Origin of the sequence: Luteimonas aquatica, assembly GCF_022662575.1 — a bacterium.
Classification (GTDB): domain Bacteria; phylum Pseudomonadota; class Gammaproteobacteria; order Xanthomonadales; family Xanthomonadaceae; genus Luteimonas; species Luteimonas aquatica.
The window spans coordinates 26,672-52,433 of record NZ_JALBFU010000007.1 but is presented as its reverse complement, the minus strand read 5'-3'; the positions used below and the strand labels follow the sequence as shown (position 1 = coordinate 52,433).

The window sequence follows — 25,762 nt, the reverse complement described above, 5'->3', positions numbered from 1 at the left end:
TTGCCTGTGATGTTCCAGCAGGCCATGGAAGGGCTGCGAGTGGTGGAGAACGGAACGTATCTGGACGGCACGTTCGGGCGCGGCGGACATGCGCGCGGCGTGTTGCAACGCTTGGGGGGAGGAGGTCGGCTGCTGTTGATGGACAAGGATCCCGAAGCGATCGCCGTCGCCGAGCGTGAATTCGGCGCCGATCCGCGCGTGTCGATCCGCCGCGGCAGCTTCGCCGACCTCGCGAACTGGGACGCCGCGCAGAGCGGCCTGGACGGCGTGCTGCTCGACCTGGGCGTGTCCTCGCCGCAGCTGGACGTCGGCGAGCGCGGCTTCAGCTTCGGCAAGGACGGCCCGCTGGACATGCGCATGGACCCCGACAGCGGCGAGAGCGCGGCGCAGTGGCTGGCGCGCGCGTCCGAGCAGGAGATCGCCGACGTGCTGTGGACCCACGGCGAGGAGCGCATGAGCCGCCGCATCGCCCGCGCCATCGTCGCCCGGCGCGCGCAGCAGCCGCTGGAGCGCACCGCCGACCTGGCGCAGCTGATCGCCGCGAACATGCCGCGTTCCAAGCCGGCGCGCGGCCAGAAGGAAATCCACCCGGCGACCCGGTCGTTCCAGGCGATCCGCATCCATGTCAATCGCGAGCTCGACGACCTCGCCCAGGGCCTGGACGGCGCCCACGCCGCGCTGAAGGCCGGCGGGCGCCTGGCCGTGATCAGCTTCCATTCCCTGGAAGACCGCATCGTCAAGCGTTTCATCGCGCGTCATGCGAAAGCGCCGCCGGCCGATCGCCGATTGCCGGCGGCCGCTCCTTTCGTGCCGACGCTGCGCATCATCGGCGACGCGCAGAAGGCCGGCGCCGCCGAGACCGCCGCCAACCCGCGCGCCCGCAGCGCGGTGCTGCGCGTGGCCGAGAAGCTGCTGGAGGCCGCCGCATGATCCTGCGCGTGCTGCTCGCCGTGCTGGTCGTGGCCAACATCGTCAGCGCGGTGGGCGTGGTCAACGCCCGCCACCAGCACCGCCAGCTGTTCGTGCAGCTGGCGCGGCTGGAGCACGCGCGCGACGAGCTCAACGTGGATTTCGGCCGCCTGCAGCTGGAGCAGGCGACCTGGGCCGAGGCCAACCGCATCGACCTGATCGCGCGCACCAAGCTCGGCATGAAGTTCCCCGAGGGCGCCGACATCGTGGTGATCCGGCCATGAAGCTCGTCGACGCCCTCCGCGACGCGCTCAGGCGCCGGGCCGCCGGCCGCAAGAACGGCGCCGGCGCGCCGCCGCGCAAGTCGCGCAACCGCGCGCAGTTCAACCTGCGCGGGCGGCTGCGGCTGGTGGTGGGCACGCTCGGGCTGTGCGCGGTGGCGCTGGTCGGCCGCGCGGTCGACCTGCAGCTGATCGACAACGCCTTCTACCGGCAGAAGGCCGACGCCCGCATCCTGCGCGAGATCCCGATCCCCACCTCGCGCGGCATGATCACCGACCGCAACGGCGAGCCGCTGGCCGTGTCCACGCCGGTGGAGAGCGTGTGGAGCAATCCGCGCGAGCTGCTCAAGGCGCCGGACCGCATTCCCGAGCTGGCCCGGGCGATCGGCATCTCCGCCGACGAGCTCACCCGCAAGCTCACCCAGAAGGCGGACAAGGAATTCCTCTACCTCAAGCGCCGCATCAACCCGGTCGAGGCGCAGAAGATCCTGGCGCTGAAGATCCCGGGCGTGTTCTCGCAGCGCGAATACCGCCGCTTCTACCCGCAGGGCGAGGCGATGGCGCACATCCTGGGCTTCACCAACGTCGACGACAAGGGCCAGGAAGGCGTCGAGCTGGCCTTCGACGAATGGCTGCGCGGCCAGCCGGGCGCCGAGAAGGTGATCCGCGACCGCCGCGGCCGCATCGTCGAGAACGTCGACCTGGTGCGCGCGGCCGTGCCCGGCAAGGACATCACGCTCAGCATCGACCGCCGCATCCAGTTCCTGGCCTACAAGGAGCTGCGCAACGCCCTGGTCGAGAACAAGGCCGCCGGCGGTTCGATCGTGATCATGGACGTGAACACCGGCGAGATCCTCGCCATGGCCAACCTGCCCAGCTACAACCCCAACGCGGTCAACGGCGCGCCCGCCGACGTGCGCCGCAACCGCGCCGTGACCGACCTGGTCGAGCCGGGCTCGACGATGAAGCCGCTCACCATCGCCACCGCGCTCAACGCCGGGGTGGTCACGCCCGAGACGCGCGTGGACACCAATCCCGGCTACATGGCGGTGGGCCGCTTCACGATCCGCGACGTGCCGCGCAACAACGGCGTGCTCGACGTGACCGGCGTGATCACGCGCAGCTCCAACATCGGCGCCGCCAAGATCGCCGCGCGCGTGCCCAACAAGACCTTCTACGACTCGGTGCACGGCTTCGGCTACGGCAGCTCGCCGAGCAGCGGCTTCCCGGGCGAGTCCTCCGGCGTGCTGCCGCCGCCCTCGCGCTGGAGCGGATCGTCCAAGACCACGATGTCCTACGGCTACGGCCTGTCGGTGACGCCGCTGCAGATCGCGCGCGCCTATTCGGCGCTGGGCAACGGCGGCCGCCTGGTCACGCCGACCTTCGTCAAGGGCCAGCAGAGCGAGGCGCCGCAGGTGGTGCGCCCGGAGATCGCCCACGAAGTGGTGCGGATGATGGAGACCGTGGTGACCCTCGGCGGCGCCAAGCAGGCGGCCGTGCTCGGCTACCACGTCGCCGGCAAGACCGGCACGGCGCGCAAGGCCAGCCGCGGCGGCTACGACCCCGGCCACTACTTCGCCCTGTTCGCCGGCGTGGTGCCCGCCACCAATCCGCGCTTCGCCACGGTGATCGTCATCAACGACCCGCAGGCCGGCAAGTACTACGGCGGCCTGGTGTCCGCGCCGGTGTACCGCGCCGTCATGGAGGGCGCGCTGCGCCTGATGGACGTGCCGCCGGACGACATCGAGACCTGGCTGGCCGAGCAGGCCAAGGCCGAGGCGAAGAAGAACACGGGCAAGCCGGTCTCCACGCAGGCGCAAGTGGCGGCGGCCGCCGCGGCGGCGGTGCACCCATGAGCCGCAGCATGCCGCTGGCCGAACTGCTGCCGGACCTGCCGGCGGTGCCGGCGTCGCTGCGCATCACCGGCCTGGTGCAGGACAGCCGCGCCATCGCGCCGGGCAACGCCTTCGTGGCCATCGGCGGCTTCGGTACGCACGGCCTGCACTTCGTCGAGCAGGCGAGGGCGGCGCAGGCCGCGGCGATCCTGTTCGAGCCGCCCGCGCCGCAGGACCTGCCGGCGCCGGACGACGCGATCGCCGTGCCCGGGCTGCGCGCGCGCATGGGCGCGATGGCCGACCGGTTCCACGGACAGCCCTCGCGCGCCATGACCATGGTCGGCGTGACCGGCACCAGCGGCAAGACCTCGACGGTGCAGCTGATCGCGCAGGCGCTGGAGCTGCGCGGGCGCCGCGCCGGCACCATCGGCACGCTCGGCGCCGGCCTGTACGGCGCGGCCGTGCCGACCGGCTTCACCACGCCGCTGGTGCTGCAGATGCACGCCCTGCTGGCCGAGCTGCGCGATGCCGGCGCCGCCGCGGTGGCGATGGAAGTCAGCTCGCACGCGCTCGACCAGGGCCGCGTCGACGCCGTGCACTACGACGTGGCGGTGTTCACCAACCTCACCCGCGACCACCTCGACTACCACGGCGACATGGAGACCTACGGCGCCGCCAAGGCCAGGCTGTTCTCGCGCGCCGGGCTGCGCGCGGCGGCGATCAATCTCGACGACGCCTTCGGCGCCGGCCTGCTGGCGCAGCTGCCGCCCGCCGTGCGCGGCATCGGCCTGAGCGCGCGCGGCCAGGCGCAGGCGCAGGTACGCGCGGAGAACGTCGCCCTCGACGCCTCCGGCATCCGTTTCGACCTGGTGCTCGGCGATGCGCGCCACGCGCTGCATTCGCCGCTGCTGGGCCGCTTCAATATCGACAACCTGCTGGCCGTGGCCGGCGTGCTGCATGCGCTGGGCGAACGCGACGAGGACATCGCCGCGGTGCTGCCGCAGCTGCAGCCCATTCCCGGGCGCATGAACCGCCTGGGCGGCGACATCGGCGACGACGGCCGCCAGCGCCCGCTGGTGGTCGTGGACTATTCGCACAAGCCCGACCCGCTGCAGCAGGCGCTGGAGTCGCTGCGCGGCCACCTGCGCGGCCGGCTGATCTGCGTGTTCGGCTGCGGCGGCGACCGCGACCGCGGCAAGCGCCCGCAGATGGCGGCGATCGCCGAGGCCCATGCCGACCGCGTCATCGTCACCGACGACAACCCGCGCTTCGAGGACGGCGACGCCATCGTCGCCGACATCCTGGAAGGCTTCCGCGACCGCGACGCCGTGCTGGTGCAGCGCGACCGCGCCGCCGCCATCGCGCGCGCGATCGGCGAGGCCGGCCCGGACGACATCGTGCTGATCGCCGGCAAGGGCCACGAGCCCTACCAGGAAGTGGCCGGCCACCAGTATCCCTTCGACGACACGCTGGTGGCGCGCGCCCTGCTGGACGGCGGCGCGCGGGAGAAGCGGGCATGATCCCGGTGCCGCTCTCCCGCATCGCGCAATGGACCGGCGGCCGCCTGCACGGCCAGGGCGACGTGCTGATCGACGCCGTGGTCACCGACACGCGCACCTTCGGCAACGCCGCCGGCGACACCGAGTCCGCGGCGCTGTTCGTGGCGCTCAAGGGCGAGCGCTTCGACGGCCACCGCAACGTCGCCGAGGCGGCGGAGCTGGGCGTGCGCGCGGCGCTGGTCTCGCAGCCGCAGGAGCTGGCGCTGCCGCAGGTGGTGGTCGCCGACACCGAGCGCGCGCTGGCCTCGCTGGCCGCGGCGCTGCAGCACGCGCGCCACGACCTGGTCGTGGCGATCACCGGCAGCAACGGCAAGACCACGGTCAAGACCCTGCTGCTGTCGATCCTGCAGCGCGCCGGCAAGACCTACGCCAACCCCGGCAACCGCAACAACCAGATCGGCCTGCCGCTGTCGGTGATCGACGCGCCGGAAGACGCGGTGTTCTCGATCTACGAGATGGGCGCCGGCCAGCCCGGCGACATCGCCTACCTCACCGCCATCGTGCGTCCGCGCGTGGCGCTGGTGAACAACATCGCGCCCGCGCACCTGGAGCGCCTGGGCAGCCTGGAAGGCGTGGCCGACACCAAGGCGGCGATCTACGACGCGCTGCCGGGCGACGGCGTGGCGGTGATCAACGCCGACGACGCCTTCGCCGGCTATTTCGCCGAGCGCGCGCGCAGCCGCCGCCAGATCCGCTTCGCGCTCGAGGCCGAGGCCGAGATCGGCGCGCGCGAGCTGCGCGTGGCCGACGACCGCACCGAGTTCCGGCTGCTCACACCCGAGGGCGAGGCGGACGCGGCGGTGCCGATGGCCGGCCGCCACAACGTCGCCAACGCGCTCGCCGCCGCGGCGCTGGCCAGCGCCTGCGGCGTGTCGCTGCAGGACATCGTCGCCGGCCTGCGCGAGGTGCAGCCGGTGGCCGGCCGGCTGATGCGCTATCGCCTGGGCAACGGGGCGATGCTGATCGACGACAGCTACAACGCCAATCCCGGTTCGCTCAACGCGGCCATCGACACCCTCGCCAGCGCGCACGGCGAGACCTGGCTGGTGCTGGGCGACATGCGCGAGCTGGGCGTCGACGCCCAGCCGCTGCACGAGGCCGCCGGCAAGCGCGCCAAGGACGCCGGCATCGCGCGCCTGTACGCGCTGGGCGGCCTGAGCGCGATGGCCGCCAAGGCCTTCGGCGAGGGCGCCCGCACCTTCGCCACGCACGAGGAGCTGACCGAGGCGCTGCGCGCCGAGCTGCACGCCACCGTGCGCGTGCTGGTGAAGGGCTCGCGCGGCAGCGCCATGGACCGCGTGGTGAAGGGGCTGCTGGCCGCCGACGCCGGCGACAACGACAGGGGCGGGCCCGGCAAGGGCGGACCGAACAAGAAGGGGAACGCCGCACATGCTGCTTGAACTCACGCGCTGGCTGCAGCAGCTGGAGGGCCTGTTCGGGCTGTTCGGCTACCTGACCTTCCGCGGCATCCTCGCCGCGCTGACCGCGCTGTTCCTGTCGCTGTGGATGGGCCCGGCGGTGATCCGCAAGCTGGCGCAGTACAAGGGCGGCCAGCCGATCCGCAGCGACGGCCCGCAGACGCATTTCTCCAAGGCCGGCACGCCGACCATGGGCGGGGCGCTGATCCTGATCACCGTGCTGCTGTCGGTGCTGCTGTGGGGCGACCTGCGCAACCGCTACGTCTGGCTGGTGCTGACGGTGATGCTGGCCTTCGGCGCGATCGGCTGGCTCGACGACTGGATCAAGATCGTCAAGCGCGATCCCAACGGGCTGAAGTCGCGCTGGAAGTACCTGCTGCAGTCGATCTTCGGCCTGGCGGCGGGCGTGTTCCTGTACATGACCGCCGACCCCACGGTGCCGGCGGCGACCACCTTCTTCGTGCCGCTGCTGAAGATGGTCGCGGTGCCGCTGGGCGCGTTCTTCATCGTGGTGGCGTATTTCTGGATCGTCGGCTTCTCCAACGCGGTCAACTTGACCGACGGCCTGGACGGCCTGGCGATCATGCCGACCGTGCTGGTGGCCTGCGCGCTGGGCGTGTTCGCCTACGCCTCGGGCAACGCAGTGTTCTCCAACTACCTGCAGATCCCGCAGATTCCCGGCGCCGGCGAGCTGGTCATCATCTGCGCGGCCATCGCCGGCGCGGGGCTGGGCTTCCTGTGGTTCAACACCTATCCGGCGATGGTGTTCATGGGCGACATCGGCGCGCTGGCGCTGGGCGCGGTGCTCGGCACGATGGCGATCATCGTCCGCCAGGAGCTGGTGTTGGTGGTGATGGGCGGCGTGTTCGTGATCGAGACGCTGTCGGTGATGATCCAGGTGGCCTCGTTCAAGCTCACCGGCAAGCGCGTGTTCCGCATGGCGCCGATCCACCACCACTTCGAGCTCAAGGGCTGGCCGGAGCCGCGCGTGATCGTCCGCTTCTGGATCATCTCGGTGATCCTCGTGCTGGTCGGCCTGGCCACGTTGAAGGTGCGCTGACATGGGCGAATCCCCCTACATCGGTTCCTATCCCGGCGGCGCGCGGCAGGCGACGCGGCTGGATGCCATCGCCGGCCGCTACGACGGCTGGCTGCTGGGCATCTGCATCGCGCTCGCCAGCCTGGGCGTGGTGATGGTCGCGTCCAGCTCGATCGCCATCGGCGAGGGCCTGGGCGTGGGGCCGTTCTATTTCCTCAACCGCCACCTGATCTTCCTGGCCATCGGCATCGGCCTGGCGGTCTGGGCGATGCGCACCGAGCTCAAGACCGTGGAGCAGTACAACCAGCTGCTGCTGCTGGGCTGCTTCCTGCTGCTGATCGTGGTGTTCGTGCCCGGCATCGGCAGCAGCGTCAACGGCGCGCGGCGCTGGATCAACCTGGGCGTGTCCAAGTTCCAGGCGGTGGAGGCGGTGAAGCTGCTCTACATCGTCTGGCTGTCGAGCTACCTGGTGCGCTTCCGCGACGAGGTCAACGCCACCTGGCCGGCGATGCTCAAGCCGCTGGGCGTGGCGGTGGCGCTGGTGGCGCTGCTGCTGCTGCAGCCGGACTTCGGCTCCTCCTCGCTGATCCTGGCGATCACCGCCGGCATGCTGGTGCTGGGCGGGGTGAACCTGCCGCGCATGTCGATGCCGATCGTGATCGGCCTGCCGGTGTTCGCCTTCGTGGCGATCCTGGAACCCTACCGCGTGCGCCGCCTGACCTCGTTCCTCGATCCGTGGGCGGACCAGCTCGGTTCCGGCTACCAGCTCAGCAACGCGCTGATGGCCGTGGGCCGCGGCGAGTGGGCGGGCGTCGGGCTCGGCGCGTCGGTGCAGAAGCTGTCCTATCTGCCCGAGGCGCATACCGACTTCATCTTCTCGGTGATCGCCGAGGAGCTGGGCTTCGTCGGCGTCTGCCTGGTGATCGGCCTGTACGTGGCCCTGGTCGGCCGCGCCTTCTGGGTCGGCTACCGCTGCGTGGGCATGCGCCGCCATTTCGCCGGCTATTGCGCGTTCGGCGTGGCGCTGTGGATCAGCCTGCAGAGCTTCGTGTCCATCGGCGTGAACCTCGGCATCCTGCCCACCAAGGGCCTGACGCTGCCGATGATCTCCTCCGGCGGCTCCAGCGTGCTGATGACCTGCGCCGCGCTCGGCCTGCTGCTGCGCGTGTCCTACGAGCTCGATCGCGCCGAACGCCAGGTGGCGCGTCTGCGTGGGGAAGGTGTGCAGACGACCGCCGGCGGCGTGCAGGACGAACCGGCCGCGCAGAAAACGCCCGCCGCGCGTCCCAGGACGGACGCCAGGCCGGTGGCCGCGCGCGAGGCCGGCGGCCCGCGCCGCCGCGTCGAACCCACGATGGGACAGCACGCATGATCCGCCGTCTCTACGACGCCAAGGACCACGCGGGCGGAGTCGCTCCTGGCGACTTCGCGCGCCGCTACTCGCGCGTGCACTTCATCGGCATCGGCGGCGTGGGCATGAGCGGAATAGCGGAAGTGCTGTGCACGCTCGGCTACCAGGTCTCCGGCTCGGACATGGCCGACAACGCGGTCACGCGCCGCCTGGCCAAGCTCGGCGCCAACGTGCACCGCGGCCATGCAGCCGCCAACGTGTTGGGCACCGACTGCGTGGTGGTCTCCAGCGCCATCAAGCCCGACAACCCGGAACTGCTCGAGGCGCGTGCGCAGCGCATCCCGATCGTGCCGCGCGCGGAGATGCTGGCCGAGCTGATGCGCTTCCGCCGCGGCATCGCCGTCGCGGGCACCCACGGCAAGACCACCACCACCTCGCTGCTGTCCAGCGTGCTGGCCGAGGGCGGGCTCGACCCCACCTTCGTGATCGGCGGGCAGCTGCTCGCCGCCGGCGCCAACGCGCGCCTGGGCTCGGGCGACTGGCTGGTGGCCGAGGCCGACGAGAGCGACGGCAGCTTCCTGCGCCTGAACCCGCTGGTGGCGGTGGTCACCAACATCGACGCCGACCACCTGGAGAACTACGGCGGCGACTTCGCGCGCGTGCAGGCGGCGTTCTCCGAATTCCTGCACCGGCTGCCGTTCTACGGCATCGCCGTGCTGTGCATCGACGACCCGATCGTCGCCAGGCTCGCCTGCGACATGCCGCGCCACGTGATGACCTACGGCTTCGACGAGAAGGCCGAGGTGCGCGCCGAGGACGTGGAGCAGGAGGGCGGGCGCATGCGCTACACGCTGTGCCTGCCCGATGCCTCGCGCACGGCGGTCACCCTGGCGCTGCCCGGCCGCCACAACGTGCAGAACTCGCTGGCCGCCGCCGCCGTGGCCTGGCAGCTCGGCATCGCGCCGGAGGCGATCGCCAGCGCGCTGGAGAAATTCCAGGGCATCGGCCGCCGCTTCAACCTGCTGGCCGAGCTGCACACCGCGCAGGGCGCGGCCGTGCAGCTGGTCGACGACTACGGCCACCATCCGAAGGAGCTGGCGGCGGTGTTCGCCGCCGCGCGCGGCGGTTGGCCGCAGCACCGGCTGGTGGTCGCCTTCCAGCCGCATCGCTACACCCGCACCCGCGACCTGTTCGACGATTTCGCCAGCGTGCTGTCCGACGTCGACGCCCTGGTGCTGACCGAGGTCTACCCGGCCGGCGAGGCGCCGATCGCCGGCGCCGACGCCAAGTCGCTGGCGCGCGCGATCCGCGCGCGCGGCCGCATCGATCCGGTGGTGGTCGGCGGCGCGCAGGACCTGCGCGCGGTGCTGCCCGACATCCTGCGCGACGGCGACCTGCTGCTGATGATGGGCGCCGGCGACATCGGCTATGCCGCGCAGCAGATCGCCAACGACGGCTTCGACGCCGGCAAGGCGGTGGACAAGCCATGAGCGCGCTGCTGCGACTGATCGCCTGGAGCCTGGCCGTGGCGCTGGTGGCGCTGCCGGTGGTGGCCGTGCTCAACGGCTGGATCGGCGCCGAGCGCTGGCCGCTGCGCACGCTGCGCGTGGCCGGCGAGCTGCAGCGCGTGGACGCGCAGCAGCTGCGCAGCACCGTGCTGCCCTACGCACGCAGCGGCTTCTTCGCCGTGCGCCTGGAGCAGGCGCAGGCCGCGGTCGCCAAGCTGCCGTGGGTGGAGCACGCCGAGGTGCGCAAGCGCTGGCCGGACGTGCTGGAAGTACGCATCGTCGAATATCGGCCGTTCGCGCGCTGGGGCGAGAAGGAACTGCTGTCCGAACGCGGCAACATCTTCCCGATCGGCAACATGCGCGTGCCGCCCGGCCTGCCGCGCTTCGACGTCGACGCCCCGGCCGCGCGCATCAAGGACGTGGTGGCGCTGTACAACGAGGCCGGCGCAATGTTCGCCGCCGAAGGCCGCAAGGTGAGCGGGGTCTCGCTCGACCGCCGCGGCAGCTGGTCGCTGACCCTCTCCAACGGCACCCGGCTGATCGTCGGCAGCCAGGAGGCGCGGCTGCGCCTGGCGCGCTTCGCGCGGCTGATGCCGCAGCTGCTGGCGTCCAGGCCGCTGCCGCTGCAGAGCGCCGACCTGCGCTACACCAACGGCTTCGCGCTGACGTGGGCGAGTGGCCGCGAGCAAGCGGACGCCGTCAAGGCGTCCGCTGCGGCCGACGAGCGCCCGGCCACGGACGGCCGGGCAGGGCGTTCCGAAGCCCGTACTGCTGCGCCATGGATGGCATCAGGTTTCCCCATGCAGCCGGGAACGACCTTAAAGACGATACGCACATGAACCGCAAAGGCGACAAGGCACTGATCGTGGGACTGGACATCGGCACCTCCAAGGTGGTGGCGCTGGTGGGCGAGTACTCGCCCGGCAATCCCATCGAGGTGATCGGCATCGGTTCGCACGAGTCGCGCGGGCTCAAGCGCGGCGTGGTGGTGGACATCGAGTCGACCGTGCAGTCGATCCAGCGCGCCATCGAGGAAGCCGAGCTGATGGCCGGCTGCGAGATCCGCTCGGTCTACGCCTCGATCTCCGGCAACCACGTGCAGTGCCGCAACTCGCCCGGCATCGTGCCGATCCGCGACGGCGAGGTGACCTACGCCGACCTCGACCGCGTACTGGAAGCGGCCAAGGCCGTGGCCATTCCCGCCGACCAGAAGATCCTGCACGCGATCCCGCGCGAATACGTGCTCGACGATTCGCAGGAAGGCATCCGCAACCCGGTCGGCATGACCGGCGTGCGCCTGGAGGTGCACGCGCACCTGGTGGTGTGCGCGCAGTCGGCCGCCGCCAACATCAGCAAGTGCGTGCAGCGCTGCGGCCTGCAGATCGACGACCTGATCCTGTCCTCGCTGGCCTCCAGCACCGCGGTGCTGACCGGCGACGAGCGCGAGCTGGGCGTGGTGCTGGTCGACCTGGGCGCCGGCACCACCGACCTGGCGGTCTTCGTGCAGGGCGCGATCTGCCACACCGCGTCCCTGCCGATCGCCGGCGACAAGGTCACCGAGGACATCGCGCACATGCTGCGCACCCCGACCCCGGAGGCCGAGCAGATCAAGGTGCGCTACGCCTGCGCGCTGGCGCAGCTGGCGACCTCGGAGGAATCCATCCAGGTGCCGAGCGTGGGCGACCGTCCGCCGCGGCGCCTGCCGCGCCAGTCGCTGGCGCAGGCGGTGCAGGCGCGCTACGAGGAGATCTTCGAGATGGTGCAGGCCGAACTGCGCCGCTCCGGCTTCGAGCAGCACGTGCGCGCCGGCATGGTGCTCACCGGCGGCGCCTCGAAGATGGAAGGCGTGGTCGAGCTGGCCGAGGAGATGCTGCAGATGCCGGTACGCGTGGGCATCCCGCAGCACGTCACGGGCCTGGGCGAGGTGGTCGGCAACCCGGTGCACGCCACCGGCGTCGGCCTGCTGCTGATGGGCAGCCAGATCGAGCATCCGCGCCGCCCGGTGATCCCGACCGGGCGCGCCGGCACCTTCTTCAACAAGCTCAAGAACTGGTACCGCGGCGAGTTCTGACGACGGGTCATGCGTCGGCGCGAAGGCGCGGCGGCGCGGAAGGCAAGGCGAAGACGATTGCGACAACTTGGCAACACGACCGATCCAATACAGCAACACATAACTAATTAAAGCGAGGACACGGACATGGCACATTTCGAACTGGTTGAAAGAATGGCTCCCAACGCGGTGATCAAGGTCGTCGGCGTGGGCGGCGGCGGCGGCAACGCGGTCGCGCACATGGTCAACAGCAGCGTCGAGGGCGTGGAATTCATCACCGCCAACACCGACGCGCAGGCGATCAAGAACAACGGCTCCAAGCTGCAGCTGCAGCTGGGCGGCAACGTCACCAAGGGCCTGGGCGCGGGCGCCAATCCGGAAGTCGGCCGCCAGGCCGCGCTGGAGGACCGCGAGATCATCATGGACGCGCTGCAGGGCGCCGACATGGTGTTCATCACCGCCGGCATGGGCGGCGGCACCGGCACGGGCGCAGCGCCCGTGGTGGCGCAGCTGGCCAAGGAAATGGGCATCCTGACCGTGGCCGTGGTCACCAAGCCGTTCCCCTTCGAGGGCCGCCGCCGCATGCAGGTGGCGCTCAAGGGCATCGATGAGCTGTCGCAGCACTGCGATTCGCTGATCACCATCCCCAACGAGAAGCTGATCACCGTCCTGGGCCGCAACGCCACCATGATCCAGGCCTTCCGCGCCGCCAACGACGTGCTGCTCGGCGCGGTGCAGGGCATCGCCGACCTGATCGTGCGTCCGGGCCTGATCAACGTCGACTTCGCCGACGTGCGCACCGTGATGAGCGAGATGGGCCTGGCGATGATGGGCACCGGCCACGCCCGCGGCGACGACCGCGCGCAGGCCGCCGCCGAGTCGGCGATCCAGAACCCGCTGCTGGACGACGTCAACCTGGCCGGCGCCAACGGCATCCTGGTCAACATCACCGCCGGTCCGGACTTCACCATGGCCGAGTTCGACGAGGTCGGCCGCACGGTGGAGAACTTCGCCAGCGAGGACGCCACCATCGTCATCGGCACCGTGCTGGATACGGACATGCAGGACGAGGTCCGCGTCACCGTGGTCGCCACCGGCCTGAACCGCAGCGCCGGCCGCCAGGCCGCGCGCCACGACGACCGCGGCTATGCCGGCGCCGGCAATTTCGGCCACGACATCGTCCGCGGCGCCCGCCCGCAGGTCGAACTGGTGCGCACCCCCGCCAAGCGCGACGGCACCACCGGCCTGCTGGTGGACGACGGCGGCATGGCCTACAACCCGGGCCAGAGCCTGGCGTCGAGCCTGCGCGGCCGCGGCGGCAACAGCGCCGAGGCGCCGTCGTCCACGCCGCCGGTGGCGGATTTCGGCAACGACAGCAGCTATCTGGATATTCCGGCGTTCCTGCGCCGCCAGGCCGACTGATGCCGTCCTTGGCGCAGGCATATGGACTCCGGGTCGTCCGGCCCGGCCATCCATGGCCGGGCGTTCGGCGGCACGCGAGGCGATGCCTCGCAAGCATGCCGCCTCACCCGGCATTCCTGCGCCGTCAGGCCGACTGAAAGCAAGCAACAGGTAAAGCAATTAGGTAACGCCGTGTCCGCATGACTTCCCGTCCTGGCGATGCCGCCAGGGCGGGACTTTTCCGCCGGCCGCAATCCGGCCGGCGTTTTCTCCCGCCGCGACGCGCACGCCGCGCCGGGCGCCCGTCCGTGCGGGGTGGCCGATGTCTGATCTGCAGTTTCCGACGATCGAGGGCGTGCGTTGCGCCGTCCACGACGGCGGGCCGCGCAGCGGCGAGGCCGTGGTCTTCGTCCACGGCAACCCGGGCGCGATCGACGACTGGGCGGCGTTGCTGCCCGCGATCGAAGGCTTCTCCCGCGTCGTCGCCATGGACATGCCCGGCTACGGCCGCGCCGAGCGTCCGCGCGATTTCGATTACACCGTCCGCGGCTATGCCCGCTACCTGGGCCGGCTGCTCGACCATCTCTCGGTCGAGCGCGCGCATCTGGTGCTGCACGATTTCGGCGGCCCCTGGGGGCTGCGCTGGATGCTGGACCATCCGCGGCGCGTCGCCAGCCTGAGCCTGATCGACAGCGGCCTGATGCCCGGCTACCGCTGGCACCGCTATGCCAGGATCTGGCAGACGCCGGTCCTGGGCGAGATCTTCCAGCTGCTCGCCACGCCCGGCGTACTGCGCGCCTCCTTGAACCGGGACAATCCGCGGCCGCTGCCGCGCGGCTTCACCGACCGCGTCGCCGCCTTCAGCGACTGGGGCCACAAGCGCGCGGTGCTGCGCCTGTACCGCGCCTCGCGGCAGGTCGCGGCGATCTTCCCGGAAGCCGCGCGGACGCCCGTCGACGCCACGCTGCCGGTGTGCGTGCTGTGGGGCGAGCGCGACCCGTACCTGCCGGTCCGCTACGCGCAGCTGCAGCGCGAGTTCTTTCCGCAGGCCGAAGTGCACGTCCTGCCGGGCCTGGGACACTGGCCCTTCGTGGAAGCGCCCGAGGCCATCCTGGCGCCCTTGCAGGCCTTTCTGCGCCGCCGGAGGGGGTTGTATCCATGAAATGCTCGTCATTCCTGCGAAAGGAGGAATCCAGCGCCTTCCGCCAAGTCCACATGGCAAGTCGGAAAAGTCACTGGATTCCTGCTTTCGCAGGAATGACGGTGACAGGGAGGCGCGGGAGTGAGGCCGATTGGCGGCCAGGAGCTACTGTTGTTTCCGCTTCTTGCTGAGCTTCACCTCATACGCAGCCACAATCTCCGAAAGACTCACCAGCATGTCGTGTTCGTTCGTCGTATCGGACAAGAAATCCAGAGCTTTCTCGTACTGCGACATCGAGCTGATTTTGCCATTCTTTAGAATCGAATCAATGACCCGCAGCATTCTTTGCTGGAAGTACTCATAACCAAACCCATGGTTGGCTTTAAGCACTCTTTGCGCATCGCTTCGATCTTCATCTGGCAAATGAGAAATTCCTTCTGCCAAGTCGGATGCAATTGTCAGGATTGCCCTTTTTTTGCCTGTGTATCGAGCAATGGTCGCTCTTCGTGAAGCCGTCAAATCGGCATCCACAAATTTGGAAAGGCACTCTGCGGCGTCGTAGCACCACAATTCGAGCTTCTTCAGATCAATCTCTGTCGTTCCGGTCATGCCAATTCCCGCCCCGAATGCTGCAGATCACTATCAAGCAGGGTGCCTTGCGAACCCGATCGGTGGCCGCGAATTATTTCTTGGCCTGCTTTTTGCTCAGCTTTTCCTCGTGCGCGGCAACAATCTTCGAAAGGCTCACGAGCGTGTCCTGGTCGTTCGTCGTGTCGGACAGGAAATCCAGGGCCTTCTCGTATTGAGACATTGAGCCGATCTTGCCGTTTTTCAGGATCGACTCAATCGCTAGCAGCTTCCCTTGCTGGAAGTGCTCGTAGCCAAACCCATGCTTCTCCTTAAGAAGCTTCTGTGCTTTGGCGCGATCTTCATCTGCTAGAGATGAAATCATCTCGGCATAGTCCGAGGCGATGTAGAGCAGGTCCCTTTTCTTGTTTGCGTACTTGCTGATGTTCTCGTGAAGCATCGCAGCCACCACCGCGTTCAATCGCGGAGCCACGATGCTGGCCGCGTCGTAGCACCAGAGTTCGATCTTGCTGAGGTCTCTGTCAGTCATCTCAATTTTTCCTGCATGGACAGGAGAGTGGCGCTCCCGCTACACCTCAGGGGCGGCCGTCTCGTCTCGGCGTCACGAGCTATTTGCTGTCTAGTTTTGCAACGTAATCGGAGAGAATGCGCGATATCTGGTCCAGCTCTCCAGGATCATGGGTAGTGTCGGAAGCGTATTCGAGTGCGGCTTCGTACTGCGAGGACGATGTGATTTTCCCTCTTTTCAAGATTGACGAAATCGTTCGCAATCTTCCCTTCAAGAAGTATTCGTAACCGATTCCGCATCGCTCCTTGAGGATGCGCTGAGCTTCGTCTCTCTTGTCCGCCGGCAAGTGGCTAATGCCTTCCGCAAGATCATCGGCGATGCGAACCAACGCTGGCTTGCCCGAGTTCTTGTCAATGACTTCCATGGTCATATCGTGAATCGCTTCGGGAACGCCCGGTGAAAGAGTTTTCGCTGCGACGCGGCACCAACTCTCAATGGATTTCAAGTCGACATTCGTCATGCGGGTGGTATCCGTGGAAGGCTACAACGGACGGATTTCTTGAGCAGCGCCATCAAGACACCGAGCTCCGTTGATGGCGATGTCTATTTGCGCGCCTTCTTTTTTATAAGCTTCTCCTCATACGCCGCAATGATCTTTGCAAGATTCATAACCGTATCCTGGTCATTCGTCGTATCGGACGAGAAATCCATGGCTTTCTCGTACTGCGACATCGAGCTGATTCTGCCGTTTTCCAGAATCGACTCGATAACGCGCAGCTTTCTTTGTTGGAAATGCTCGTAGCCGAATCCATGCTTTTCCTTGAGCATCTTCTGAGCCTGGATGCGATCCTCGTCGGGAAGATCGGAAATTCCTTCCGCAAGATCGTCCGCAATCATGAACAATGCTCGCTTCTTTCCTGAGCTCTTGACTATGCTCTCATGTGACATCGCCGCCAGATCCGCATCCAGATACTGGGACAAGAACGCGTCTGCGTCGTAGCACCAGAGTTCGATCTTCCTGAGGTCTGTGTCAGTCATCTCAATTTCCTGCATAGACAGGAGGGCAGGTTTCCATTCTGTTGTTGAAATCTGCGGTCCGCGCTGCACCAGCGCTCTTCCGCGCGATTCATCCTGTTCCATCATCAGCACACGTCTGCGGTGGGATGGTTTCGGGGCGGTACGCATGAGCGGTTGCGCAGTAGGGGGGCTGGGATCAAAAGAGGTCGCCAAGTGACCGACGGCGATCGGAAATTATTTCTTGCCCTGTTTCTTGATGAGCTTCTCCTCATACGCAGCAACAATCTTCGAAAGGCTCACGAGCATGTCTTGGTCATTCGTCGTGTCAGACAAGAAATCCAGGGCCTTTTCGTATTGAGACATCGAGCCAACTTTGCCGCTTTTCAGGATCGACTCAATCACTCGCAACTTCCCTTGTTGGAAGTACTCGTAACCGAAGCCATATTTATCCTTCAGCATCTTTTGCGCTTCATTGCGGTCCTCATCCGATAAAGAATATATTCCTTCCGCTAAATCTGAGGCAATTTCCAGCATGGCTTTCTTCTTCCCCGCATGGCGAGAAATGATTTCTTTGCGCATTGCTGCCAAATCAGGATCCAGGTATCGGGAAAGAAAGTCGGCGGCATCATGGCACCAGGATGCAATTTCTTTAAGATCGATTTCAGTTGAAGTGATCATCAGTAGCCCGTGTAACCTGCGATGAGTCCGAATTCTTTAGTGGATGCATTATGATATAAGCGACCGTTTACGTTCCACTTTGACACGCCCCGTATCAGGTTTGCCACATGTGCGGTGCCAATTCCTCCAGCTGCATCAATTAGCTGTTGCTCTCTTCCTCGGATGGCAATGAGCCCCTTGTCTCCAGAAGCCCATTTGTCCAGGGTTGGATTTCCGAATCCTTGAAGACGCCTTTCGTGAAAGGCATACCTCTTCATCATGATGGCCTGAGGATCACCATAGCCGCTAGTTCGACCGAAGTAGTATTCGGTCCCAAAGTCACCCTGACGCGTTAGGGTGTAGGTGACATAGATTCTTTCTCGGCGAAGCCTCTGGACTTCTTCGACGATCACTTCGCCAAGGGACTTCGTGCCAAGGATGCCCGGGCCGAGCGGGTCAACGCCTTGCCCCGGGCGACGAATCCCCAGCGCTCGCGACGAAGCGGACATCGTCAGCGCCGCTACCGTTCTGGACACCGCCCCGGTGAGCGAGCCGGCCCCGAGCGTGATCCCGCTGGTCGTGTAGCCGCCGCCGCTTTGACAAGTCCCGTCCTTGTTCTCGATCCGAGAGCCCGTGCATTGCCCGTTGGCGTCCGTGAACTTGTACGGGTTGTTGTTGCCGTACCAGTAGCGGTTGAAGTTCGCGCCGTCCGCGGTGTTCGTGACCACCGGGTCCGCGCTGAGGAACCGGCCGATCGACGGATCGAAGTACCGCTGCTGCATGTAGTTGAGGCCGGAGGCGGCGTCGAACCGGTGTCCGGTGAATCCCGGTCCGTCGTGGGCCGCGCGGCTGGCGATCTGCCGCCCGAAGGGCTCGTACTCGCTGCGTTCGATGACGGCCCGGCTCTCGTCGGTGACGGCGACCGGGCTGCCCAGGCTGTCGGTGTGCTGGTAGGAGACGTTGTAGGTGGCGCCCGGGATGTTCGTCGTGATTCCGCGGCGCGCGATCAAGCTGTCGCCGAGGTAGATGCTCTCGTTGCGGGTCGTGCTCGTGGTCTCGTACACGAGCAGGCCGGACTGGCTGTACATGAACCGCGTCATCCGCGGATTGGCGGGCCCGATCGTTTCGGTGATACGCCGGCCGTAGGCGTCGTACGTGTAGCTGAGCGCGGGCCCGATCGCCCTGAGCTTGTTGCCGTAGTCGAAGTCGTAGGCCACCCCGTTCTTGTTGTTGACGTTGCCTTGCGTGTCATAGCCAAGGCCCGTGACGGTCGCGCCCGCGCAGCTGCCCGTCTTGACGTTGGTCAGCCGGTTGTAGCCGTCGTAGCAGTAGAAGTGGTCGCGGGCCGCGGGTCCGCCGATGGTCGTACGCGTGATGTTGTCGAGCTGGTCGAAGGCGTAGCTCGCCGTTCCGAACATCGGCGACACGGCCTTGGTGAGCCTGTTCAGCCCGTCATAGGTCAGCGTGCGGTTGCCGCGGGCGCCGGACAGGGCATCCGTGATGGTCGAGACGTTCGCCTCGCCGTCATAGGCGTAGCTGTCGTCATGGATGGCCGTGGCGCCGTACGCGTCGCGGCTTCGCGCCGGCAGGCCCCGCAGGTTCTGCGTCAGGCTGTGCGCGATGCCGTTCCCATAAGCGAATTGGGCGACGGCCCCGTTGGGGTGATACGCGATGCCCGTGGCATACGCGCCGACCTGCCTGGCGCTGCCAAGCGCGTCGGGCGCATAGCCGACGACCAGCCCGGACGGATAGGTGTGGCTGGCGAGGCTGCCGTTGGCGTCGTATCCGTAGCCGAGCGTCCAGGCGGCCTGGCCTTGGGGCGTCTGCGTCTCGCTCTTCAAGAACCGGCGCAGGTTGTACTGGTACGCATTGACGTTGGGCGTGGCGCCGGGATAGCTGAAAGTCTCCACGCGAGAAGGCAGACTGTCGGCGGTGTAGTTCCAGTTCTGGTCGCCGCGCCCGTCGGGGAACACAAGTGTTTTTAGGCGATTCCGGTTGTCGTACGTCCTGACAACCTTTCTTGTGGACGTGCTGGCTTCGGTTTCCTGGCAAGAGTTGGGATCGGCCAGGGCGGCGCCGGAGACGGACCAGTCCAGATTGCCGGCCCCGTCGTAGTGGGAGACCGTGCTGCCCGCCTCCGGGTCGATGGTCTTGCAAAGTTCCTTGGCGGGGTTGTAGACGAAATGGCGGGAGGACCGGACGGTGCCGCCGGCGTTCCGCTTCGCGATCGTCCGCGGGTTGCCGAGCGAGTCGCGGGCGATGTCGACGAAGGCGCCTTCCGGGTGTGCGATGGCCACCGGCCAATCCGTCGAGGGCTGGTCGAACGCCATGTAGCTGGTCGTCGTCTGCGCGAGGCGCGGGTTCGTGACCCGCGTCTTGAAGCCTGGGAGGTACTCGGTCCTGGTGGTGAGCACCCCGAGTTCGGAATCCTCATTGACGGTCAACGGTCTGCCGAGCACGTCATAGGTCGTCGCGACGCCTTTCAACGCGGTGTCGGTATAGCTGGCGAGGCTGCGCATCGGGTACGACTCGAACACCACGCGATTGGCCGAGTCGTATCGGCGGACGACGATGCTTCTTGTCCCTGCCGTGTCCGCGGCGTCGGCGGTTTCCTCGACGACGGGACGCCAGAGGCTGTCGTAGTAGGTGACCTTCCGCTTGTTTCCGGTCCGCTCGACTTCCGACCAGTACGGATTGGGGAGCCCGTAGAGGGAGGCCGCCGTCCTGGCGAAGGTGACGGACGAACTGTTCCAGTTGGGCGTATCGCCGTCCGGATAGTCGACGAAGTTGACCCGCCCCATCGCATCGAATCCGTACTGCGTCACGTATCCGTTCGCGTCCGTGATCGAGCTGGGCAGCCCGTCGTCGCGGATCGCGGCGGTGGTGCCGACCCCGTCCGCGAATTTGATCGTGCCCGGAATGCCGCGCTTCCAGCCGGACAGCGCGGTCACGTTGTTGTTGCCGTCCTTGACGGTGGCGACGGTTCCGAACTGGGTCGCGTCCGTGCCGGCGTAGTAGGTCAGGGTTTGCTTGAGCTTCCCATGCACCTTGTACCAGAGCGGTCTGGCAAGGGCGTCGTAGGCAACCTCCGATGCGACCTCGCCATTGACGTAGGTCTTTGCGCTCTGCGCGAGCACCCACTTGGCCGTATTGTCGTGGATGTCGATCGAGTCGTTGCGGCTGAAGCCGAGGGAGCTGGCGCGATTGACCACGAGCGGGCGCGCCAGCGCATCGAAGGTCGTGACCGTCCTGGTGAACGTCGCGCCGTCCTGCGTGACGGTTTCCTTCCTGACGGGACGCACGACCATTTCGTGGGGCTGGTAGGGGTAGACGTAGTCCCCCATGAGCATCGGAAATGCGGTGGTCGCGTAGGGATCGTTCTGATACTCGATCGTGCGCCTGGAGCCGACCGCGCCCGCGGCGTTCGTCCTGGTTTCCTCCAGCAGCAATCCCTCGGTGTAGCGGATCTTCGAATTGCTGTCGTATTGCGCCTGGGCGCCGTAGACGTAGCGGGTGACCGTTCCGTCGGGATGCGTGACCCGGGTTTCGCGGCGGCGACCGTCATCCGTCGCGGGCGGCGCGGCCGGCAGGGCGTCCGAGGCGTTCGCCTCGATGTAGGCGTCCGCCAAGGGCGCGCCGGCGGTGGCCGCGCCGCCCTCCGTGCCCGGAGCCTTGGAGCACTCTATGCAAGTGCCCGCGTAGTCGTAGGAGGTGAGCTGCGGCGCAAGCCCGGGCCCGGAGACGTTCTTGGACTCGAGGGTGAAAATCTCCCAATAGTCGGGGCTTGGCTTGGCGTTGCATCCGAACGAGGTGGAGCTGCGGGCAAACGTCCGCATGGCGAAGACGTACTCCGCCCTGGCTCCGCTGGGATGGACGACCGCATAGCCGAAGTTGGACGGCGGCGTCCGGTACTCCACGCAGGGCTCGGGCTCGCGCGGCGGTGTCCTTGGCTTGGACGAGCGCAGGTGCCCGCTCTTCTCGTACCGCCACTTGGTGCCGTCCGGCTGCAGTACCTCCAGCAGCCCGCCGTCGGCGTACTGGTCGCCGCCGGAATACGAGTACGTGTATGTCCTGCCGGCGCCCGTCGCGGTGTTGATCGCGCCATTGGCCCACGTGAACGCGATCGACCGGCCGTCGCTGGCGGTGATGGACTGCAGCTGCTCGCCGCTGTAGTTGTAGTTGACCCAGTTTCCGTTCCTGTCCTCCGCCCGGGTCGCGAGCAGGAAGACGCGGACCCGGTTCTTGTACGTGTTCCTGTTGGTGATGCCGCGAATGCGCGGCGCGCCGCGCAGCACCATCAGGTCGAAGTAGTAGGTCACGCCCTTGGCCGTCACCGCGGCGAAGCCTTCGCCCGGCTGGCCGTTCCTGAGCTGGGGCAGGCACCGCAGCCGCGTGTTCTGCGTGGTGACCCACGGATAGGTCTTTCCGTCCGTGGGGGCCTTGTAGCTTCCGGCCTTGGCCGGGAGAAGCATCCCTTCTTCCTCGCCGGGGATGTACAGGCCGTTCTTGTCCCATACGTAGCCGAAGAGGAAGTTAGGGGCGCCGCTGACGTACGGCGGATCGAGCCGCGAACAGCGCCTGTAGCGGTTGGCATCCTCGGGCGGCCCGACGACCCAGCCGCCATCGTCCGAGGCGAACGTGCCGGAGATGTACGGGACTTCGATGTCCCAATCCGCGTATCCGCCCAGGTAGGCTCTTTGGTGGTCGACGCCCTGGTTGCGGTCTTCGACGAGAAACCTCCTGCCCGCCTCCACGGGCAGATCGTTGTTGCCCGGCAGGGACAGGTCCGTGGCCTTGAACTCGGTCGAGCCGTTGAACGGCTGCGTCTCGTCCCCGAATCCGTCGTCGCCGATGGCGGCGATCTCGCGCGATTCCTTGATGGTCGAGGCGTATTCCTGGTACTTGAACAGTCCAGGCCCGGTCTCCTGCGCGATGGATGGCAATGCGATTGCCGCCAACAGCAAGCCCGACAGCGCGAGAACGTACTTCGTGCGCCGCTTGGCGCGAGAACTTCCGACACGTTCCATGAGATCCCCCTCTGGATGAGATAGACAGGTGTGGTCGTGCAGATCGTTTTCGGACGCGGTTGCCGGATCGCCTGTGCCGGGCGAACTTTCGGGATGGGAGGTGGCCGCCGCGCGATGTCCCGGTCAGCCGCGCGGCCGCTTGCCGCGAGGTGCGCGAATGCGTGGATGGCGATGCGATGCCGGCATGCCCGGCTTCGGCCGACGGCCAGGAGCGCCGATGGCCGCGACAGGGACGTCGCAACCGGCGCGTCGTCGCCCGGCCATGCGCTGCCGGGCACGGAGCCGAAGGGCGGGCGATGCGAGGCGGGCGCGAAGCCACGGCCCGCCCGGTCCCGCTCCTCGAAGGGAACGTCCCGGTCCTGCCGGCGGGACGGGGCCCCCCGTCGCGGCGGCCGGCAGCCGCGGCGCCTGGACGGGTAGACCAGGCCGCGCCGGCCGGCCCGCGCCGCGGCCAGGGCCTCCGGCGGAACGGAAGGAAGACGCGCGGGGCCGGCGGCGTCCGGAAACGGCACGTTTGGCTTGCAATTGCTTTTTGCCTCCCATCACCCTTTTCCCCCTGTCTTCGCCAATGGCCCCTGGTTTTCCGCAGGAAGTGCTCGAAACCGGCGTGTCGGCGAGCAAGAAAACAACCAAGAATTGCGTGCAATGAAAACGCTACAGCAAGGCTGGGCGGGGCGTCAAGCCGGCAGGGGCGGGGAGGGTGGGCGCGGCAGGGCGCCGGGGGCGCCCGGCGGGCGCCGATTCGAACGGGCGGGCGTGTGCGATTCTTCCGTTCAGGTTCAGCATCGCGCGTGCTAATCTGCGCGACGGTCCGACGTACTCCCCCATAGCACGGCCCCATGACCGCCGTCTGACGACCTAGGCCTCATCCCGCATGCAGCAGCGCACCATCAAGAACGTGATCCGCGCCACCGGCGTCGGACTGCATAGCGGCGAGAAGGTGTACCTCACGCTGCGCCCCGCGCCCGCGGACAACGGCATCCTGTTCCGCCGCGTCGACCTGAACCCGGTGGTCGAGATTCCGGCCAATGCCGACCTGGTCGCCGAAACCACGCTGTGCACCGGCCTGGCCGAGGGCGGCGCCAAGGTGCAGACGGTCGAACACCTGATGTCGGCGCTGGCCGGCCTGGGCATCGACAACGTCTACGTGGACCTGTCCGCGCCGGAAGTGCCGATCATGGACGGCTCCGCGGGACCGTTCGTGTTCCTGCTGCAGTCGGCGGGCATCGTCGAGCAGGCCGCGCCCAAGCGCTTCATCCGCATCAAGCGCGCGGTGGAAGTGCGCGAGGGCGACAAGGTCGCGCGCTTCGAGCCCTACGACGGCTTCCGCCTGGGCTTCACTATCGAGTTCGACCATCCGATGATCCCGACGGCGCAGTCGCGGGCCGAGGTCGATTTCTCCACCGAGGCCTACATCCGCGAAGTCAGCCGCGCCCGCACCTTCGGCTTCATGCGCGACCTGGAATACATGCGCGAGCGCAACCTGGGACTGGGCGGCTCGATGGACAACGCCATCGTGCTCGACGAGTTCCGCGTGCTCAACGACGACGGCCTGCGCTACGCCAACGAATTCGTGCGCCACAAGATCCTCGATGCGATCGGCGACCTCTACCTGGTCGGCCACCCGATCCTCGGCGCCTACGAGGGCCACAAGTCCGGCCACGCCCTCAACAACAAGCTGGCCCGCGCCCTGCTGGCCGAGCGTTCGGCCTGGGAAGAGGTCACTTTTCCCGACGAGCAGCCGGTGCCGGTGGTCTACGCCGAGCCCCTGCCGGCCTGAGGGCTCCCGGCGGCCATCCCTGCGATGGCGCCGTCTCCACGTTCCGTGACTCCAGGCCGACCCACGTCACAATTGTGAACGTGGCGTGATGGTTTAACTGAATATTTACATTTTTCTAGCCAAATTTTAGGCTCGATTTAACGCCCCGGCGGCGTGACGCCGGTAGCATGCCCCGTTCGTTTTCGGCTGGGGATGCTGCATCCCAGCCGCGAGCGAGTTCAGGACTCGTCCTTCGCCGGCCCCCCACCGGACTCCCGAAGCGACGCCAAGGCCTCGCGCAAGGCTTCGCGCGCGTGTGCCGACATGGGTTTGGCCGGTCGCGGCCCCTGCGCAGGCGGGGCGCTCGATCGGGTGGCCGTCTTGACGGTCACCTTGCTGACATCCAGCCCGATGGAGCGGGCGGCATCGAGGAGCGTGTCGGCCGCCAGCCTGAGCTTGGCGTGCCAGACCGGCGAATCGGTGACGAAGACGAGTTTGGCGCCATCCACATTCGCCAGCCGCGCGTGCGCGGCCAGCGGAGGCGCCAGCAGGGGGCGTAAACGACGGTCCAGTTCGTCCAGCCACAAGGCGCGACGCAAGGGATCGCCCGCCGGTTCGGCGAGCAGCGCATCGAGCGCGGCGCGCGGGACGGCGGAGCGGTCTGGCGGCCTGGAGCGTGAATCAGACATCGGTAACCATGACTTTACACAGCATTCGCCAATTTGCGCGCCACCAAACCGCCCGCCTGTGGCATTGGACGCAGCACCGCACCCACACACTCGCCCGGCACGCCCATGCGCGCACGGCCGCCCGTCCCGCCACCGCCTTCGCGGTGCTGCTCGGCGCCGGCGTGGCCTTCGGCGTCGCGGCCACCAGCACGGTCGACGTGCTGCGGGTCTCGACCCTGCAGGCCCGCGCCGACGGCCAGCAGGCCGAGCTGGAGGCCACCCGCCGCGCCGCGCAGCGCGAGGTCAACGCGCTCGCCGCCCGCCTGGGCGAGCTGCAGGCCGAGGCCAACCGGCTCAACGCCCTGGGCGAGCGCCTGACCCGCATCGGCCAGCTCGGCGACGGCGAGTTCGATTTCAACAAGCCGGTCGGCGTCGGCGGTGAAGGCCCGGTGCGCGACATGCCGGCGGGCGAGCTGCGCCGCGGCATGGGCACGCTCGACGCGCAGCTGCGCGATTCCGGGCGCCAACTGTCGGTGCTGGAATCGCTGCTGTTCAACCGCGAGCTGGACAAGAGCGCCACGCCTTCGCGCGAGCCGATCGCCAACAGCTACATCACCTCGCCCTTCGGCGGCCGCGCCGACCCGTTCGGCGGCGGCGGCGCCTTCCACAAGGGCATCGACTTCCATGCCAACGTCGGCGACCCGGTGCTGGCCGTGGCCGACGGCGTGGTCAGCTACGCCGACGTGCGCTCGGGCTACGGCAAGGTGATCGAGGTCGACCACGGCAACGGCTACGTCACCCGCTACGCGCACAATTCGCGGCTGCTGGTGCAGGTCGGCGACCTGGTCCGCAGCGGCCAGCAGGTGGCCAAGGCCGGCTCCACCGGCCGCTCCACCGGCGCCCACGTGCACTTCGAGGTGTGGGAGGACGGCCACGTCGTCAACCCGAAGAAGTTCCTGGGCGAGCAGGGCGTCAAGCGGATGTAGGCCCGCGGCGCCGCTTCCGCCGCGACGCGGGAGCGGGAGGCGGGGCTTGATACCCCATCC

At 67.6% G+C, this 25,762-nt stretch carries 21 protein-coding genes; 14 read left to right on the top strand and 7 right to left on the bottom strand.

Translation table 11 applies throughout. The annotated features are described in order from the left end of the window. Positions 1 to 9 precede the first annotated feature (9 nt). From rsmH to MD221_RS13190, 12 genes are all read left to right on the top strand, one after another. Positions 10 to 930 (top strand): 16S rRNA (cytosine(1402)-N(4))-methyltransferase RsmH, encoded by a 921-nt coding sequence (rsmH, locus tag MD221_RS13245; protein WP_242112295.1) that lies wholly within the window; start codon positions 10 to 12, stop codon positions 928 to 930. After that, the gene (ftsL, locus tag MD221_RS13240) at positions 930 to 1,193 is read left to right on the top strand and encodes a cell division protein FtsL (RefSeq protein ID WP_242112344.1); all 264 of its coding nucleotides are present in this window, start codon (positions 930 to 932) and stop codon (positions 1,191 to 1,193) included. The genes rsmH and ftsL overlap by 1 nt, the downstream gene beginning before the upstream one ends. Further along, complete coding sequence (locus MD221_RS13235) at positions 1,190 to 3,046, top strand: peptidoglycan D,D-transpeptidase FtsI family protein (protein ID WP_425602278.1); 1,857 nt, start codon at positions 1,190 to 1,192, stop codon at positions 3,044 to 3,046. The genes ftsL and MD221_RS13235 overlap by 4 nt, the downstream gene beginning before the upstream one ends. Beyond that, on the top strand, positions 3,043 to 4,545 hold the full coding sequence (locus tag MD221_RS13230; protein ID WP_242112294.1) for a UDP-N-acetylmuramoyl-L-alanyl-D-glutamate--2,6-diaminopimelate ligase: 1,503 nt from the start codon (positions 3,043 to 3,045) through the stop codon (positions 4,543 to 4,545). The genes MD221_RS13235 and MD221_RS13230 overlap by 4 nt, the downstream gene beginning before the upstream one ends. After that, the gene (locus MD221_RS13225) at positions 4,542 to 5,984 is read left to right on the top strand and encodes a UDP-N-acetylmuramoyl-tripeptide--D-alanyl-D-alanine ligase (protein WP_242112292.1); all 1,443 of its coding nucleotides are present in this window, start codon (positions 4,542 to 4,544) and stop codon (positions 5,982 to 5,984) included. Before MD221_RS13230 ends, MD221_RS13225 begins: the two co-directional genes overlap by 4 nt. Then, positions 5,974 to 7,062: a phospho-N-acetylmuramoyl-pentapeptide-transferase gene (mraY, locus tag MD221_RS13220; RefSeq protein ID WP_242112290.1), complete on the top strand. Its 1,089-nt coding sequence runs from the start codon at positions 5,974 to 5,976 to the stop codon at positions 7,060 to 7,062. Before MD221_RS13225 ends, mraY begins: the two co-directional genes overlap by 11 nt. A 1-nt stretch (position 7,063) precedes the next feature. Further along, positions 7,064 to 8,413, top strand: a complete 1,350-nt coding sequence (gene ftsW / locus MD221_RS13215; protein WP_242112289.1) for a putative lipid II flippase FtsW — start codon at positions 7,064 to 7,066, stop codon at positions 8,411 to 8,413. Next, positions 8,410 to 9,882: a UDP-N-acetylmuramate--L-alanine ligase gene (gene murC / locus MD221_RS13210; RefSeq protein ID WP_242112287.1), complete on the top strand. Its 1,473-nt coding sequence runs from the start codon at positions 8,410 to 8,412 to the stop codon at positions 9,880 to 9,882. Before ftsW ends, murC begins: the two co-directional genes overlap by 4 nt. Then, positions 9,879 to 10,739: a cell division protein FtsQ/DivIB gene (locus MD221_RS13205; protein ID WP_242112286.1), complete on the top strand. Its 861-nt coding sequence runs from the start codon at positions 9,879 to 9,881 to the stop codon at positions 10,737 to 10,739. The genes murC and MD221_RS13205 overlap by 4 nt, the downstream gene beginning before the upstream one ends. Continuing rightward, positions 10,736 to 11,971, top strand: coding sequence for a cell division protein FtsA (gene ftsA, locus MD221_RS13200; RefSeq protein WP_242112285.1), 1,236 nt, complete (start codon positions 10,736 to 10,738; stop codon positions 11,969 to 11,971). Before MD221_RS13205 ends, ftsA begins: the two co-directional genes overlap by 4 nt. Before the next feature lie 126 nt (positions 11,972 to 12,097). Continuing rightward, positions 12,098 to 13,372 carry a cell division protein FtsZ gene (ftsZ, locus tag MD221_RS13195; protein ID WP_242112284.1) on the top strand — a complete coding sequence of 425 codons (1,275 nt, stop codon included), beginning with the start codon at positions 12,098 to 12,100 and terminating at the stop codon, positions 13,370 to 13,372. A gap of 301 nt (positions 13,373 to 13,673) precedes the next feature. Next, positions 13,674 to 14,513: an alpha/beta fold hydrolase gene (locus tag MD221_RS13190; protein WP_242112283.1), complete on the top strand. Its 840-nt coding sequence runs from the start codon at positions 13,674 to 13,676 to the stop codon at positions 14,511 to 14,513. A 144-nt stretch (positions 14,514 to 14,657) separates the two neighbouring features. Here the strand turns inward: MD221_RS13190 and MD221_RS13185 are convergent, their stop codons facing one another. The 6 genes from MD221_RS13185 to MD221_RS13160 all read right to left on the bottom strand — a co-directional run bounded on the left by MD221_RS13185 (position 14,658) and on the right by MD221_RS13160 (position 22,289). Continuing rightward, entirely contained in the window at positions 14,658 to 15,101 is a 444-nt protein-coding gene (locus MD221_RS13185) for a hypothetical protein (protein WP_242112282.1), read from the bottom strand. Between the two features lie 73 nt (positions 15,102 to 15,174). Beyond that, positions 15,175 to 15,609: a hypothetical protein gene (locus MD221_RS13180; protein WP_242112281.1), complete on the bottom strand. Its 435-nt coding sequence runs from the start codon at positions 15,607 to 15,609 to the stop codon at positions 15,175 to 15,177. A gap of 79 nt (positions 15,610 to 15,688) precedes the next feature. Continuing rightward, positions 15,689 to 16,108, bottom strand: coding sequence for a hypothetical protein (locus tag MD221_RS13175; protein ID WP_242112280.1), 420 nt, complete (start codon positions 16,106 to 16,108; stop codon positions 15,689 to 15,691). An 83-nt stretch (positions 16,109 to 16,191) separates the two neighbouring features. Next, positions 16,192 to 16,773, bottom strand: a complete 582-nt coding sequence (locus tag MD221_RS13170; protein ID WP_242112278.1) for a hypothetical protein — start codon at positions 16,771 to 16,773, stop codon at positions 16,192 to 16,194. Positions 16,774 to 16,839: 66 nt separating this feature from the next. Beyond that, a complete protein-coding gene (locus tag MD221_RS13165; protein ID WP_242112277.1) occupies positions 16,840 to 17,283 on the bottom strand; it encodes a hypothetical protein in 444 nt (147 codons plus the stop codon). Then, positions 17,283 to 22,289: an RHS repeat domain-containing protein gene (locus MD221_RS13160; RefSeq protein ID WP_242112276.1), complete on the bottom strand. Its 5,007-nt coding sequence runs from the start codon at positions 22,287 to 22,289 to the stop codon at positions 17,283 to 17,285. Before MD221_RS13160 ends, MD221_RS13165 begins: the two co-directional genes overlap by 1 nt. Before the next feature lie 874 nt (positions 22,290 to 23,163). Between MD221_RS13160 and lpxC the strand changes: the two genes are divergently transcribed. After that, positions 23,164 to 24,069, top strand: coding sequence for a UDP-3-O-acyl-N-acetylglucosamine deacetylase (gene lpxC, locus MD221_RS13155; RefSeq protein WP_242112275.1), 906 nt, complete (start codon positions 23,164 to 23,166; stop codon positions 24,067 to 24,069). 218 nt (positions 24,070 to 24,287) lie between these two features. Here lpxC and MD221_RS13150 read toward each other — a convergent pair whose 3' ends face one another. Next, positions 24,288 to 24,737, bottom strand: coding sequence for a DciA family protein (locus MD221_RS13150; protein ID WP_242112274.1), 450 nt, complete (start codon positions 24,735 to 24,737; stop codon positions 24,288 to 24,290). Positions 24,738 to 24,745: 8 nt separating this feature from the next. Between MD221_RS13150 and MD221_RS13145 the strand changes: the two genes are divergently transcribed. Then, positions 24,746 to 25,702, top strand: coding sequence for a M23 family metallopeptidase (locus tag MD221_RS13145; protein ID WP_339328430.1), 957 nt, complete (start codon positions 24,746 to 24,748; stop codon positions 25,700 to 25,702). Positions 25,703 to 25,762 lie beyond the last annotated feature (60 nt).